Genomic DNA, 13,892 nt, shown 5'->3' with positions numbered 1-13,892 from the left:
TCCTCCTGGATCGAACATGCTATTACCTGACCTCAGTTCCGTCTCCGACCTTCAACCGCTTGCCGACGACATGCGTAAGCTCCGCTACACGCTGCATTGCTGCCCTGAACTGGCGTTCGAGGAAGTGCAGACCGCAGAGATTGTGGCAAGCCGCCTGAAGGAATACGGTTACTCGGTCGAGACTGCCATTGCCGGCACCGGCGTGGTTGGCACATTGCGACTGGGCTCGAGCGAGCGCCGCATCGGGATCCGTGCCGACATGGACGGGCTGCCGATCGACGAGCTCAATACGTTCGGCCACAGGAGCCTCAGTCCGGGACGGATGCATGCGTGTGGCCACGACGGGCACACCGCCATGCTGCTCGGCGCGGCCCAACACCTCGCGCAACGACGGCGATTCGACGGCACCGTGCATCTGATCTTCCAGCCGGCCGAAGAGCGCGGCTACGACAGCGGGGCCAAGCGCATGGTCGAGCAAGGGCTCTTCACTCGGTTCCCCTGCGACGCGGTGTTCGCAATGCATAACCATCCGGGCGCTCCGGCGGGCACGTTCATGTTCCGCAAGGGAAACTTCATGGCTGCGGGCGACCGTGTGTTCGTGAAGATTGTGGGTAAGGGTGGGCACGCTGCCCGTCCACATCTGGCCAACGATCCGATCGTTGCAGCAGGAAGCATTGTGATGGCCCTGCAGACCATCGTGTCGCGCAATGTCGACCCGACGCAGTCCGCGGTCGTGACCATCGGAAAGATAGCTGGCGGATCGGCGCCCAATGTGATTCCCGGCGAGGTCGAGTTGAGCCTCAGCGTCCGGTCGTTCGACGCGAACGTGCGGCGGATGCTGAAAGAAAGAATCATCAGGCTCGTGCACGCGCAGGCCGACAGTTATGGCATCCAAGCTGTCGTCGACTATGTGGAAGGGTATCCGATGGTGACGAACAGCGATGCAGAAACAGAATTTGCGATAGCGGTTGCGAAAGAGTTGGTTGGCGAGGATCGGGTGACGGAGCAGATGAACCCATTGATGGGCAGCGAGGATTTTGCGTACATGCTCGAGGCGTGCCCCGGCGCATTTCTGCGCATTGGCAACGGCCCGACCGATGGCGGGAACACCCTGCATAGTGCGACCTACGACTTCAACGATGAGAACCTGGTCGTCGGCTCCGCATTTTGGGCAAGACTGGTGGAACGTTATCTGCCGATCCAATGCGCAATCTATGGCGACAGTCTTGAACAACTTACGTGACGCTGCGAGCCCCCTTGCGCCAGAAAAGCGCGTGGGTCAGCGGGGGTCTACGAGCACCGCGGCGCTCACCATCAATTTGATGGCCATGCTCGTCGGCGTGATGGAGGCATTTGGAAAAATGGGCTGGCGGAGGGATGTGTCAGAAGCACGCATCCTCTTGCAGTGAACTCTAACTTCCGTTGTTGCCGAGGCGCGAATGCCAGGAACGTAGCCTGTAACCGCCTCACCGACCACTGTCTTCGAACGTCGGCAGCGGCCGCTAATGCGACAAGCATCATCGATGCGCGATTGGTCGAAAACTGAGCGAAGCCGACGCCCGAATCGAACGGCGGCTCATGGCAACATCCGGTCCGATGGAGAGTCGCCGACGAAGGTAGTCGTCGCCCCAACTGCATCGGATGGAGATCGACCCTGAGCAGCCTTTCAGACTGGCGCAAGACTAGTGGCTGCTTACGGGGATACAACTGCCCACCATATCTCTCCAAGACTTCGAGCGTATGATCAGTCTCTTCGGGAACTTCGCACTCTACGCGGTGTGGTTCCCTGACCGTCTTCACGGCGTGATTTAAGCAGGCATTGGCGACGGACTGACGCATACGGCTTGCTTACATCGTCCGATATAGTTGATATGTCATCTTGCGTTTGATGCGAAGGCAGCGCCCGAGCGTTCTGAACGGGCAGACGCCAGCGTCATTCACGATCTCGCTTCGCCTGGTTGGATAGTAGTTCGATGAAGGTTGAACGGAAGCGCGGCGCCAATGTAGTGACGGATCGACGCAAATACTGACCTTTGTTGAACCTTTCCTCAAAAGGCGATCCCGATGAAAGAACGCCACGAGCCTGTATTTATTGATCAATCTACGTGCATGCGCAATCACATTTATTCTGCAAACACACCCGATACTTCGAATGCGAGAAGGACGCGACAAACAGGGTTGTCATTCTTCTTGAGCACCATGTTCACGATCACATTGCTCTCGTTCGTCGTGGTTGCGGCTTTCGAGTTCCTGCTGGACTAGTACTGAGAAACGCTGTCCGACCGGCCGCTTTGAGGATTGGCTGGATATGTGAACGTCCGAACCGAGGGGAGTGCGAAAGGCGGTTCGTGGCCGACTTTACGCGCTCGCCGACTTCGCCGTTTACTGCCATTCAAAAACACTAGCCAAGCGCCAGTGGCGGCTTCGTGACGTCATGGCTCAGTGGGTGAAACCGGCCATGAGGCGTCACTCGTGCTTAGCTTCGACAGGCCGTTCAAGCGTCAAGTCCTCCCCCTCAGCGGCCATAGGACACCAACGTCGGCGCTGGCCAACCGCTCAACCCGCAGCATCGCCCGGTCGCGAACACAACGAAGTCGGTTCGCGGCCCAGAGCGCCTTTCCCGGCGCCACGTCTGGCGTCAGGAAAGGAATCGCTTCGAATACTATGGCGGCGCTTACTGTGCCATGGCGCGTTGGTCCTTCGGAGCCATCTGCCCAAAACGCCCACTGTTGAAGTCGTCTACCGCCTTGCGAATCTCTTCCGTCGTGTTCATGACAAACGGGCCATGCGCAGCAACGGGTTCGTCGATAGGTTCGCCGCTCAACACCAGGACGATTGCGTCGCTGATGGCGTCAAGCTGGACGTCGGTGCCTTCTCGTGCAAGCAGAACCAGTTGCGCGTCGCTGATAACCCGCTCGTCGCCGTTCACGCGAACCTGACCGCGCAGCACGACGAGCGCAAGCGTGCGGCCCGCAGGTAGCGTCAAGGCTGCACCGCGTCCTGCGTTGAGCCGCACGTCCCAGACATCCATCGGCGTGAAGGTGTGCGCTGGCCCCACCTTGCCTGCGTAGTCGCCGGCAATCACCCGCACGTAGCCTGCGCCTGACGGCAGGTCGACGGACGGAATCTGGCTGGCCACGATGCTCTGATAGCCGGGCGCCGTCATCTTGTGCTCTGCTGGCAGATTGACCCAGAGCTGGACCATTTCGAGCGTCCCGCCGGTTTTCGCGAACGCGCGCGAGTGGAACTCCTCATGCAGAATGCCAGCGCCCGCCGTCATCCACTGCACGTCACCGGGACCGATCTGGCCGCCGCTACCCGTTGAGTCGAGGTGCTCCAGTTCGCCCTCGTACACGATGGTCACGGTTTCGAAGCCACGGTGCGGATGCTGCCCTACACCCAGCCGGCGGTCCGTCGGTGCAAAGCCTTTCGGTCCCGCATAGTCGAGCATCAGGAAAGGGCTCACGTGGCGGCCCATGGTGTGATGCGAAAACAGTGTGCGCACGGGAAAACCGTCGCCGACCCAATGCGCGTTGGGGTTGCTGTAAGCACCGAGAATCTTTTTCATCATCGAATATTCCTGTTTAACGGCCCGCGGCCGTGCTTGTATCAATACAGGGTAGTCGCGCGACGATGACGGCGGTAGAGGGTGGAAGTTGCCCTCTGTGTCTCACAGATGGAACAATGGACATGCTCAATACCCTCTTTCCGGGCGAGCCGATCAGAATCTCGTCTGCAACCCGATGCGCGCCAGTGTCTGTGAACGGTTGCTCGCAGCCGCGTCGGGTTCAAGCAATCCGTTGATCCAGGCTTGCGTCGTTTCGGAGTCGCCGCTGGCACGCTGATAGACAGCCTCGACGTACACCATCGTCCGCTTCGAGAAGTGGTATTGCACCGCTGAGGTGATCTGGTGAGCCTTGTTGTTCTCGAGCACCTGGTTTCCCTTCATGTACTGGTAGTCGAGTCCTGCCGACCAGGGACCCGAAATCGTCCAGTACGCACCCGCCTTGTAGACGTCGATCTTTGCGCCGCTCGCCGTATTCCTTGTGTTTGTGTACAGCAGCATGGCGAGCACGCTGCCGAACCTGTAATGCGCACCGGCTCCAAAATTTCGGATTCCTTCATGCCCATTGCCCAGCTCTGGATATTTGGCTTCGATATATGCGACCCCGACAGCAAACGGCCCGTTCTCGTAGTTCATCCCTGCGCTGATCGTCGAATTGGCGGAGAACGAGCCCGCAACGCCGCCGAAGCCATACAGCGCGCCGAAACTGAATCCGGAGAAAGATGGACTGCGATATTTGACCGCGTTCGCCACACGCGTTGCGCCGGCCAGACGGTCAAAATCGAACGAGCCGGTCGGATTTTGCGGTATGCCCAGCGCGCTGAATGGTCCCTGGCGAAAATCATAGAGCCCGCCAAACAGGAATGCGCCGTCAAAGAGACCGAGCGTCAGCGTGTCGAACATGAAATCGTACTGGTTGCCAAACGTGACGGTGCCAAGACGCTCATCGGACAGCCCAACGTAAGCCGTGCGATTGAAGATCTGGCCCGCGCCCGGGATGGTTGCGCCGCTGCCGAGATCGAACTGTGAAGTCAGGTTGAATAGAGCCTTCGTTCCGCCACCCAGATCCTCGCTTGCGCTGAGCGTCAAAACATTCGGCGCGAAAATCCCGCTGTCGAACTGCGTTACCGAGCCGCCATGCTCGTTGTTCACCCAGGTCACGCCGCCATCGACCATGCCCTGCAGCGTGACACTACCCTGTGCGTGCAGGTCGGCGTGGAAGCAGGCTGAGGTCAGGCAGACAGCCAGGCCTGTTAGCACGGTCTGTCTCTTCATGATGATCGATTCCGCGAATTCGTCCGACATGAGGGATACGCGCGGCCGGCTGCCGCAGCCGGCCGCGCGCGCAACACATCAGTTCTTGTCGTACGAGAACTGAATGCCCGCCGTGCCGCCGGTTTGAATGAAGAGGTCAATAAACGCGGGGACGGTTTCGCTGCGAGCCCAGTCGCGCTGCAACTCGCAGAACAGTTGGGCGACACTGATCATCTTGCCGCCTGCCTGTTCGATACGGCGCAACGCGGCATCGTGCGCCGCGACGGATGTGCCGCCGACCGCATCGACGACGACATAGACCTCGTAGCCGGCCTTCAGCGCATCGAGCGCCGGGAACGTCAGGCAGGCTTCCGTCCAGAGCGCCGTCATGATCAGCTTCTTGCGGCCGGTTGCTTCGACGGCCTTGCGGAATTCGACGTCTTCCCACGAGTTGATGCTCGTGCGATCGTAGGTCGGATAGTCGCCAAGCGCGGCGCGCAGTTGTGGAATCGGCGGCTTGTTCAGGCCCGTCTTCACGTTGACCGTCGAATGCACGATCGGCAGCTTGTAGGTGACCGCGGCCTTGGCGGCGCCCACGATGTTGTTGATCAGCAGTTGGCGGTCCATCGAAGCGATGGAATTCACCTGGACCGGCTGGTAATCGATAACGATGAATGCCGCGTTCTGCGGGGTGAGCAGATGATCGTTCGCGGGGTCGCGAATGGGTTCGCTTGCCATGGTTGGCTCCAGAAACAGTGCAGGAAGTGAAAGTGGGATCCCGAGGATCGATGCGTAGAGCATCGGATCTGCATGCACGGGCAATCCTATGCGGGCGCCCCGCCGCCTTGAAGTCCCGAAAGATGCCGACTGTGTTCTATTGGAAGAACAACGTCGGTCGCTGGCATGTAATGCCTTAAGATGTCTCGATTGTTCTGCCAGAGGAACAGTCATGGACGACCTGAACGACATCTTCTACTTCGTGAAAGTGGTCGAAAACCACGGTTTCACGCAGGCAGGCCGGGCGCTCAACATGCCCAAGTCCAAGCTGAGCCGGCGCGTCGCCGACCTCGAAGCCCGATACGGCGTTCGTTTGCTCAACCGCTCCACGCGGCATTTCTCGGTGACGGAAACGGGACAAGAGTTCTACGAGCGCTGCATAGCAGTGCTCGTGGAAGCCGAAGCTGCCCGCGAAGTGATGGAGCGCAGGGTTTCTGAACCCCAGGGCGTGGTACGCATGAGCTGCCCGACCACGCTGCTCAAATACCGCATCGGGGGTCTCGTGGCCGACTTCATGATGCAATACCCGAAGGTGCGGATTCTTCTCGATGCCACCAATCGCCGGGTCGATGTCCTCGGCGAAGGCCTCGATCTTGCGCTGCGCGTGCGTTTCCCGCCGCTCGAAGACAGCGGGCTCGTCATGCGCGTACTCTCGGGAAGTCCGCAGCGTCTCGTTGCTGCTCCGGCGCTCCTCACAGAGCAAGCGAAGATAAAGCATCCAGCCGATCTCGCCGGCCTGCCCAGCCTCGATTGGGGACCGCAGCGCGATCACGCCTGGACGTTAGTCGGCCCGGACGGGGCCGAGGCGCGCGTGCCTCATGCGCCGCGCTACATCACCGACGACATGACCGTGCTTCGGCAGACCGCTCTGAAAGGCGTGGGCGTCGTGCAGATGCCCTACATGGTCGTCGAAAACGAGCTGGCAAACGGCACGCTGGTCGACGTGGTGCCAGGCTGGACGCCCAAGGGCGGACTGGTTCATGCCGTCTTTCCGTCACGCAGAGGCCTCCTGCCAGCCGTGCGGCTCCTGATCGATCACCTCGCCACGCACATTCAGAAGGACGAGTGAGCGCACAGCGCGGGCTATCCGGCTTCGGCAACGCGCATCAGTTGTTTCCTCTTCGATTGTTCCTTTGACAGGACACTCTGTACGGCCGCGCGATCTACCGCGGCCGCCAGCCCATTTCTATTCTTCCTCCATCGAGCCTCGACATGCCATCAAGCTGACAACACCAGGAGACGCAATGCGATACATCCACTTTTCCCCCGACGGCCGTCGCCGGCTGCTCGGCGTCGCGCAGGGCAATACCATCCGCTCACTCGGCGAAACGACTCTTGACGATCTGCTCGCGCGTGGCATCGACCTCGCATCATGGGGCGCGTCGCACCATGCGGACGCCGAGGCATTCTCGACGGCTTCAGTTACGTATCTGCCGCCACTCGCACGCCCCGGCAAGCTGCTGTGCATCGGACTCAACTACGCGGATCACACAAAGGAGAGCCCGTATGACCAGCCCGACTATCCGACGATCTTCCCGCGCCTGAACTCGAGCCTGATCGGACACGAGGCGCCCATGATCCGCCCGCGCATCTCCGACTCGCTCGATTTCGAAGGCGAACTGGCGGTCATCCTCGGCAGCGGCGGCCGCCACATTTCGAAGCAACGCGCGCTCTCCTGCGTGGCGGGCTACTCGATCTTCAATGACGGCTCGGTGCGCGAGTACCAGTTCAAGTCACCGCAATGGACTGTCGGCAAGAACTTTGACGGCACCGGCGCGTTCGGCCCGATGTTCGTCACCGCGGATGAACTGCCCGCAGGCGGCGCGGGCCTCAAGCTCGAAACGCGCCTGAACGGGCAGGTCGTGCAATCGGCGAATACGAGCGACATGCTGCACGACGTCGCCTCGCTCATCTCGGTCATCAGTGAGGCGATCACGCTGGAAGCCGGCGATGTCATCGTGAGCGGCACGCCCGCTGGCATTGGCTGGGCGCGCGAGCCGAAGCTCATCATGCGTGCCGGCGACGTCTGCGAAGTCGAGATCGAAGGTCTTGGCGTATTGCGCAACACCGTCGTCGATGAAGACGCGTCGATCCAGCGTTGATCGATCGTTGAATTCCCCTGAAGGAGGAGACATGAGAAAGATTCGCGTCCGGGTTTTCGTGGTGGGTGCGGGCCCCGCCGGACTCACAACCGCCGCATTGCTGGCGAAATACGGTGTCGACGTGCTGGCGATCACGCGCTATCCCGGCACGGCCCATTCCCCTCGTGCGCACATCACGAATCAGCGCACGGTAGAGGTGTTTCGCGATCTGGGCATCGAGGATCGCGTGCGCGCCCTCGCCACGTCCAACGAACTGATGTCGAACAACGTGTGGGCGACCAGCTTTGCCGGCACGGAACTCGCGCGACTGCAGACATGGGGCACCGGCATCGCCCGCAAGTCCGACTACGAGGCGGCGAGCCCCTCGCAGATGTGCAATGCACCGCAGCACCTGCTCGAACCGGTCATTCTCGCGGCGGCGCGTGAATATGGTGCGCAGATGCTCTTCAATACGGAGCTGGTGTCCATCCGGCAGACTGATGAAGCGGTTTATTCGCGGCTTGTCGATCGCGTGACCGGTGAGGAGATCGAAGTGATTTCCGACTACGCAGTGGGCGCGGACGGCGCGCAGAGCGTGGTCGTGAGGGATCTCGGCTTCGAGATGGACGGCGAGATGGGACTGGGTTGCGCGGTCAACTGCTGGCTGGAAGTCGATCTGGCGAAGTACACGGCGCACCGCCCTGGCGTGCTGTACTGGATGACCCAGCCGGGCAGCGACTACTGGGTGGGCAGCGGCACCTGGATCTGCGTGCGCCCGTGGAACGAATGGGTACTGCTCTTCATGTATGACCCGAAGGAAGGCGAGCCCGACCTCAGCGAGGAAGCGGTCATCGCGCGCGCCCGCGCCACCATCGGCGAAGCGGACATCCCCGTGCGCGTGAAAGCCGTTTCGAAGTGGAACATCAACCGGATGGTCGCGCGCACCATGGTCAAGGGCCGCGTGGCGATTGCGGGCGACGCCGCGCACCGGCATCCGCCGGCCAACGGGCTTGGCTCGAATACCTCCGTGCAGGACGCGTTCAATCTGGCCTGGAAACTCGCGATGATCGTCAAGGGCGAGGCATCGCCCGCGCTCCTGCAAACCTACTCCGACGAGCGGCAGCCGGTTGCCAGGGGCGTCGTGAACCGCGCGATCAAATCGGTCGGCGAGATGCTGCCGATTGCGAGCGCCCTCGGCTTCTCGCAAGGGCAAAGCGCTGCGGACGGCTGGGCCTCGCTCGCCGAACTGTTCTCGGACAGCGAGACCGGCAAGGCGCGCCGCAAGACACTTGCGCAGGCCGTCGATCAGCAAAACTATCAGTTCAACTGTCATGGCGTCGAGTTGGGGCAGCGCTACGAATCGGCTGCGATCGTGCGCGATGGCGCCACCTTCCCTGCCGCATGGCGCGACCCCGAACTGTATTACCACCCCACCACGACGCCCGGCGCGTATCTTCCCCACGCGTGGATCGAGCGCGAGGGCAAGATGATATCGACGCTCGATGTGGTCGGCAACGGCGTGTTCACGGTGATTACGGGTCGCGGCGGCGAGGCCTGGCTGGACGCGGCGCGGCAGATCGGCGACGAGTTTGGCATCAGGATCGAGGCGATGTCGATCGCGCACGCGACCGGTACGTTCGACGCATACGGCCAGTGGGCCGCCCAGAGGGAGATCGAGGACGATGGCTGCGTGCTGGTGAGGCCAGACCGCTTCGTCGCCTGGCGCTGCGGCACACGCGCGCCGGATCCCGCGATGGAACTGCGGCGCGTGCTGACACAGGTGCTCGGCGCCGCACCACGCACAACGAATGGTACAGCGGAGCATGCAGGCGGCGTGGCCGCGTGACACGGGAGTAGACGTTATGACATCGACAACGGCAAAGCGCGCGCATTTCGGCGTTCATTCGATCGACCATTTCGCGCTCGATGTGCCGGGCCTCCAGGAAGCCACGCGCTTTCTCGACACCTTTGGCTTCGATCTGGAATCGCGGGCGGGCGAGTTGCTGCTGCGCACGCCGCAAAGCGATCACGTGTGGGCGAAGGTCCGCGAGGGCACGCGCAAGCAACTCGCGTATCTCGCGTTGAACTGTTACGCCGACGACTTCGTGCCGCTATGCGAGCAGATCCTGGCAGCCGGTGCAACCGCCGCCGCGCCCGCGCGGCTCGCGCCGGACGACGGCTTCTGGTTCCACGATCTGGATGGCAACCTGTTGCAACTCAAGGCGGGCGTAAAGACGTCGCCCGGCTGCACGCCGGCCTTGGGCCGGAAATCGGCGCCCTTGCGGTTGCGCGGTGCATGCGCACGCGCCGACGCACCGGTTACACGACCCTCGCGGCTTTCTCATGTCCTGATGTTCACGCCAGACGTGCGGGGCGCGGTCGCATTCTACGAACGCGCATTGGGCCTCACGCTATCCGACGGGTCTGAGGGTATCGTCGCGTTCCTGCATGCGCGCCACGGCAGCGATCATCATCTGATTGCATTCGCGCACGGTGCGGCGAAGGGATGGCACCACAGCGCATGGGATGTTCCGGATATCGAAGCGGTCGGACTCGGCAAGATGCAGATGCAGCGCGCGGGCTACGTCGACGGATGGGGTGTGGGGCGCCATGTGCTCGGATCGAACTACTTTCAGTACGTGCGTGATCCGTGGGGTTCGTTCTGGGAATACTCGGCCAATATCGACTACGTCGGAGCCGGCACCGCGTGGCCCGGCGGAGATCATCCGCCCGAGGACTCTCTGTATCTGTGGGGCCCGGACGTGCCGGCGTATTTCTTTGAGAACACCGAAGCTTGAAACGCACGGTGCGAACGGCTGGTGGTGGCCTGGCAAGCGGGGCGCCGTGCCCACGTGACCAGGCTCACCGGCATAGGATCTGAACGCGGCGCACACACGCAATACTCGGATGATTGATGTGCGATGTGCCGCCGCGTCATATCGTGGTCGGTTGGCGGATCTCATCCCCAAAGCGGCCATCACTTCGCTGTGAGTCAATTTGTCTGGTATGGGTCGAAAGTGTGAGTTCGCTGATGCAGGGAGCTGACGCCGGGCCGCTCGATACTGCCACCGACAGCATTCCCGCGCATTGCCGACGTAGAACCCACCACGCCCCAATGTCGGCAAAGGCCGACGACGCGACGTACATCATCAGTGGTCGAAGGGCCGTTGACCGAGCGAAGGAGTCGCACGAATATCCAATCGGTGGTCGCGCTGAGTGACTCTTCCTGGCCGATAGCACCAGTTCGATGAGCGCTTTTCAGCGCAGCCACTGTGGTTTTCAACCCCCGCTTAGGCGTGTTGGTGCGAATGCGTACAACCGAGCCAATGCGACATTCACCGACAACGAGGCGTGGACATTGGCATGGAGTACCGGCAAGCGCTGGTCAGCCCGACATGAGTATCGCGTTTCCGTAGCTTCCGCGCTCCACGGTAGTCAGCGTCTGCTCGATTGTCATCGAGTGCCGCTGCGCGGCGATGAAAAAATTGACCCGACGAAGGATCTGCCAGAAAGTCTTCTCAAACGAACGGGCGCGTTCGGCATCCGTCATTCCCACCGCGAGCGGGTCCCCAAAATGCCAATGGTAGAGCACCGGCTGGCCAGGAAGCGCGTGAGCATGGTCGGCAACCTGGTCGCACATCGCGATAACGATGTCCATCCGCGGAGCCCATTCACCCGTGAATTCCAGCCAGCTCTTGGGACTGAGCAGGTCGAGGTTGGAAATGCCCGGGCGCAATTGCGCCATCGCGAGCGGATGAACGCGGGTTGTCGGCTTTGCCCCCGCACTGAATACCTCGAAACTGTCGCCACCCAGTTCCCGCACCAGGGCTTCGGCCATGATGCTGGACACTGAATTTCCTCGGCCGAGAAACAGTACCTTGCGTTTTCTGGTCACACCACGACCCCGCGTCTTCTGCTCTTTTTGTGTTCGCCATTCTGCCGGGCCTATCGCATGTCAGTGACATTACAACAGAGGCGCGCAGGCTTCAGACCTGTCGAGGAACGGCGCGCGTTTCGCTGGAGCGTTGCCTAGCACTAACTGGGTAACATACGCTCTATGCAAACTCTGGGATGCTAATACCGAAAGATGCACGGCGGCAGCGGGAAATATCCTAATCCAGGGTAAATCCGGTGCGCACACTCGAAGATATTGAGAAGAACTCTGTCGACCTGAAGGCCTCAAGGCTCGCGGCGACGATTGAACGCGACAAGTTCGAACGGCGACTCAACGAGCGTCCGCGTAAGACGCTTAACTTTGACGCGCATGCCGAGCGCTTCCATCAATCTGTGCATCGACCGGTTGAATCCACGGAGTGAAATGGACGCCTGAGCGTCCGAGCGACTGTGAGAGCGAACGATGCTTTCTGGCCGACTACCGTCCGATGCGGTCGACCGTACTCGATATCGCAACATGGTTTGCAATCTGGCCGACAAGACTTTTCTTAATAGTCCCGCGGACCCTCCTTTAATCCAAGCCTTAAAGCATCCGTCGCAACACATCGTTACGCGCAAGCAATTGATGCTTGATTACCGCGAGTACATGCAGCATCACTAGCCCGGCCAGCGTCGCACAACTTACGCGATGCATAGCAAACAACTTGTCCGTTAGCTGGCCTTTCTGGAACGGCGTGCGGATCTCAAACAGCCCGAAGAAAGAATATCCGTTTGATACCATGAAGAAGCCACTTATAAGCACAGCGAAGATCGTGACATAAATTACGCCGTGTATGAAGCGCGCCAGCGATTGCTGCCAGACGGACACACCGGGCAACTCGCGTAGCTCGGGTCGAATCAGTTTCCAACCCACCCGAAACGGAAAGAGTACGAGGAGTACCGTCCCGATCGACATATTCAGTTGCGACAGGAAGTCATGGACGGGTCCACTGCCGATCCGGGCGAGCGTGTAGCCAGCGATGCTAGCGTAGATGATGCTGGCGGCAAACGTCCAATGGAAAAATCGCGCAACGCCGTCGTAACGGTCGAGGGCGCCCCCGCTCGTCGCCCGGCGCAACGTGCGCGAGCCAGAGTGATCTGTTTGCGCGGTCACGATGCTCCGTTCGTCTGCAAGAGCGCCACATGACATCTTTCCGATGGTCGGCTCCTCAGCCCTTTCAACTGTGAGGGCGCGGGCCGACATCGTGGCACCGCTCGCCGTCAGCAGCGCCCGTCTCCATTTTGATATCATCTCTTCTCCGCAAGAACGTTCAGCCTTGCGAAAAATAACTCAAAAAAATGTGAAGTCGGATCCCAAATCGGCAAACGATTGGCACATTTATTATCTATGCATTACTCGCTCTGAAACGCACTTACAGCGTTCCGCTTGAGGCACTTGACCTTGGAGTTCGATCAGCGGCTAGATGCGCAGAGAGCTTCGTCCCGATTGAAATAATTCGCAATCCGCCGATGGTCTTGGGAACCTGGCGTTGATAGCAATCGCGATGAGCGGATGTCAAGAAGTCTGTACAAATCAGGCGTTCGAATGACTCGGCCAAGGCCCTGCCCGATGACTTGAAGTGGCCGAGAGCACCAGTTCGACGGTCTCAGAAAAGCGGACGTTGATTTCGCCGAAGGCAGCTTTCTGGGGAGGGCTTCTGTGAATGAGTACAGTCGGCCAAGAGGCGTCGGTCGTCAACGGTATCAGTCGGTCGCTCTGACGTCGGTTACGCATGTCGTTTCAGCCGTTGATGCCCTCTTCGATACTTCGGAATTCAAGCAGTTCATATCAACAGCGACGGCAGTCGGTGCCGGATGCGGCGAAAACATCGCGGACCGCCGTTATGCATTGGGCCAACCTAGCCGCTGCGCTCGATGAAGCGAGGCTCGGACGACAGCCCGATGAAAAGGTGCGATGAGCGTAATGTAGGCTCGGCCCAGCGGACGATTGTAGAAAACGAGCGTCGTCACTGTGAGGCGGGATCGACTGTGTGATGACGGCTGCACGAGGACCGACACGCGGAAATCCAGATGCGTGTCATCCTCGCCGAGAACGATCTCGTCATCCGATCGTTCGAATACATGAAACAGGCTGATCCTGTCCCCTCCTTTCTCCTTGAAGTCAACTGTTGTCTTCAAGCCGAGCGGCCGCACGAGAGTGTCCCGGATTCCCAGCAGCATCGCAATCCATGCGGGCTGGTTGGCAAAGACGTGTCGTGCCAGCGCCTCTACGTCGTAGCATGCTCCTTCTGGCAGATCCACGGAGAACGCGTCCGCGAAAT

General features: G+C 60.5%; 12 protein-coding genes. 6 read left to right on the top strand and 6 right to left on the bottom strand.

From position 1 onward, the window contains the following. Positions 1-16 precede the first annotated feature (16 nt). Positions 17-1,243, top strand: coding sequence for a M20 aminoacylase family protein (locus L0U83_RS36480; RefSeq protein WP_233889240.1), 1,227 nt, complete (start codon positions 17-19; stop codon positions 1,241-1,243). Positions 1,244-2,674: 1,431 nt separating this feature from the next. Here L0U83_RS36480 and L0U83_RS36475 read toward each other — a convergent pair. From L0U83_RS36475 to L0U83_RS36465, 3 genes are all read right to left on the bottom strand, one after another. Then, the gene (locus L0U83_RS36475; protein WP_233889985.1) at positions 2,675-3,568 is read right to left on the bottom strand and encodes a pirin family protein; all 894 of its coding nucleotides are present in this window, start codon (positions 3,566-3,568) and stop codon (positions 2,675-2,677) included. Positions 3,569-3,721: 153 nt separating this feature from the next. Continuing rightward, positions 3,722-4,840 carry a porin gene (locus L0U83_RS36470; protein ID WP_233889239.1) on the bottom strand — a complete coding sequence of 373 codons (1,119 nt, stop codon included), beginning with the start codon at positions 4,838-4,840 and terminating at the stop codon, positions 3,722-3,724. 78 nt (positions 4,841-4,918) lie between these two features. Next, the gene (locus tag L0U83_RS36465; protein WP_233889238.1) at positions 4,919-5,557 is read right to left on the bottom strand and encodes a hydrolase; all 639 of its coding nucleotides are present in this window, start codon (positions 5,555-5,557) and stop codon (positions 4,919-4,921) included. Positions 5,558-5,768: 211 nt separating this feature from the next. Between L0U83_RS36465 and L0U83_RS36460 the strand changes: the two genes are divergently transcribed. From L0U83_RS36460 to L0U83_RS36445, 4 genes are all read left to right on the top strand, one after another. Then, positions 5,769-6,665 carry a LysR substrate-binding domain-containing protein gene (locus tag L0U83_RS36460; RefSeq protein WP_233889235.1) on the top strand — a complete coding sequence of 299 codons (897 nt, stop codon included), beginning with the start codon at positions 5,769-5,771 and terminating at the stop codon, positions 6,663-6,665. 175 nt (positions 6,666-6,840) lie between these two features. Then, positions 6,841-7,698, top strand: coding sequence for a fumarylacetoacetate hydrolase family protein (locus L0U83_RS36455; RefSeq protein ID WP_233889234.1), 858 nt, complete (start codon positions 6,841-6,843; stop codon positions 7,696-7,698). 31 nt (positions 7,699-7,729) lie between these two features. Further along, positions 7,730-9,523, top strand: coding sequence for an FAD-dependent oxidoreductase (locus L0U83_RS36450; protein ID WP_233889233.1), 1,794 nt, complete (start codon positions 7,730-7,732; stop codon positions 9,521-9,523). Between the two features lie 16 nt (positions 9,524-9,539). Next, positions 9,540-10,475 (top strand): VOC family protein, encoded by a 936-nt coding sequence (locus L0U83_RS36445; protein WP_233889232.1) that lies wholly within the window; start codon positions 9,540-9,542, stop codon positions 10,473-10,475. A 587-nt stretch (positions 10,476-11,062) separates the two neighbouring features. Here the strand turns inward: L0U83_RS36445 and L0U83_RS36440 are convergent. Next, positions 11,063-11,572 (bottom strand): arsenate reductase ArsC, encoded by a 510-nt coding sequence (locus L0U83_RS36440; RefSeq protein WP_233889230.1) that lies wholly within the window; start codon positions 11,570-11,572, stop codon positions 11,063-11,065. Positions 11,573-11,808: 236 nt separating this feature from the next. Here L0U83_RS36440 and L0U83_RS36435 point away from each other — a divergent pair, with 236 nt between their 5' ends. Next, positions 11,809-11,994 carry a hypothetical protein gene (locus tag L0U83_RS36435; protein WP_233889228.1) on the top strand — a complete coding sequence of 62 codons (186 nt, stop codon included), beginning with the start codon at positions 11,809-11,811 and terminating at the stop codon, positions 11,992-11,994. 160 nt (positions 11,995-12,154) lie between these two features. Here the strand turns inward: L0U83_RS36435 and L0U83_RS36430 are convergent, their stop codons facing one another. Together L0U83_RS36430 and L0U83_RS36425 are read right to left on the bottom strand one after the other, a co-directional pair. Continuing rightward, positions 12,155-12,862, bottom strand: a complete 708-nt coding sequence (locus L0U83_RS36430; RefSeq protein ID WP_233889226.1) for a cytochrome b — start codon at positions 12,860-12,862, stop codon at positions 12,155-12,157. A 590-nt stretch (positions 12,863-13,452) separates the two neighbouring features. Continuing rightward, the coding region (locus L0U83_RS36425; RefSeq protein WP_233889223.1) for a DUF2867 domain-containing protein at positions 13,453-13,892 on the bottom strand (440 nt) is incomplete at its 5' end.

The organism is Paraburkholderia flagellata, assembly GCF_021390645.1.
GTDB lineage: Bacteria > Pseudomonadota > Gammaproteobacteria > Burkholderiales > Burkholderiaceae > Paraburkholderia > Paraburkholderia flagellata.
This window is presented reverse-complemented; position numbering and strand designations above follow the sequence as displayed.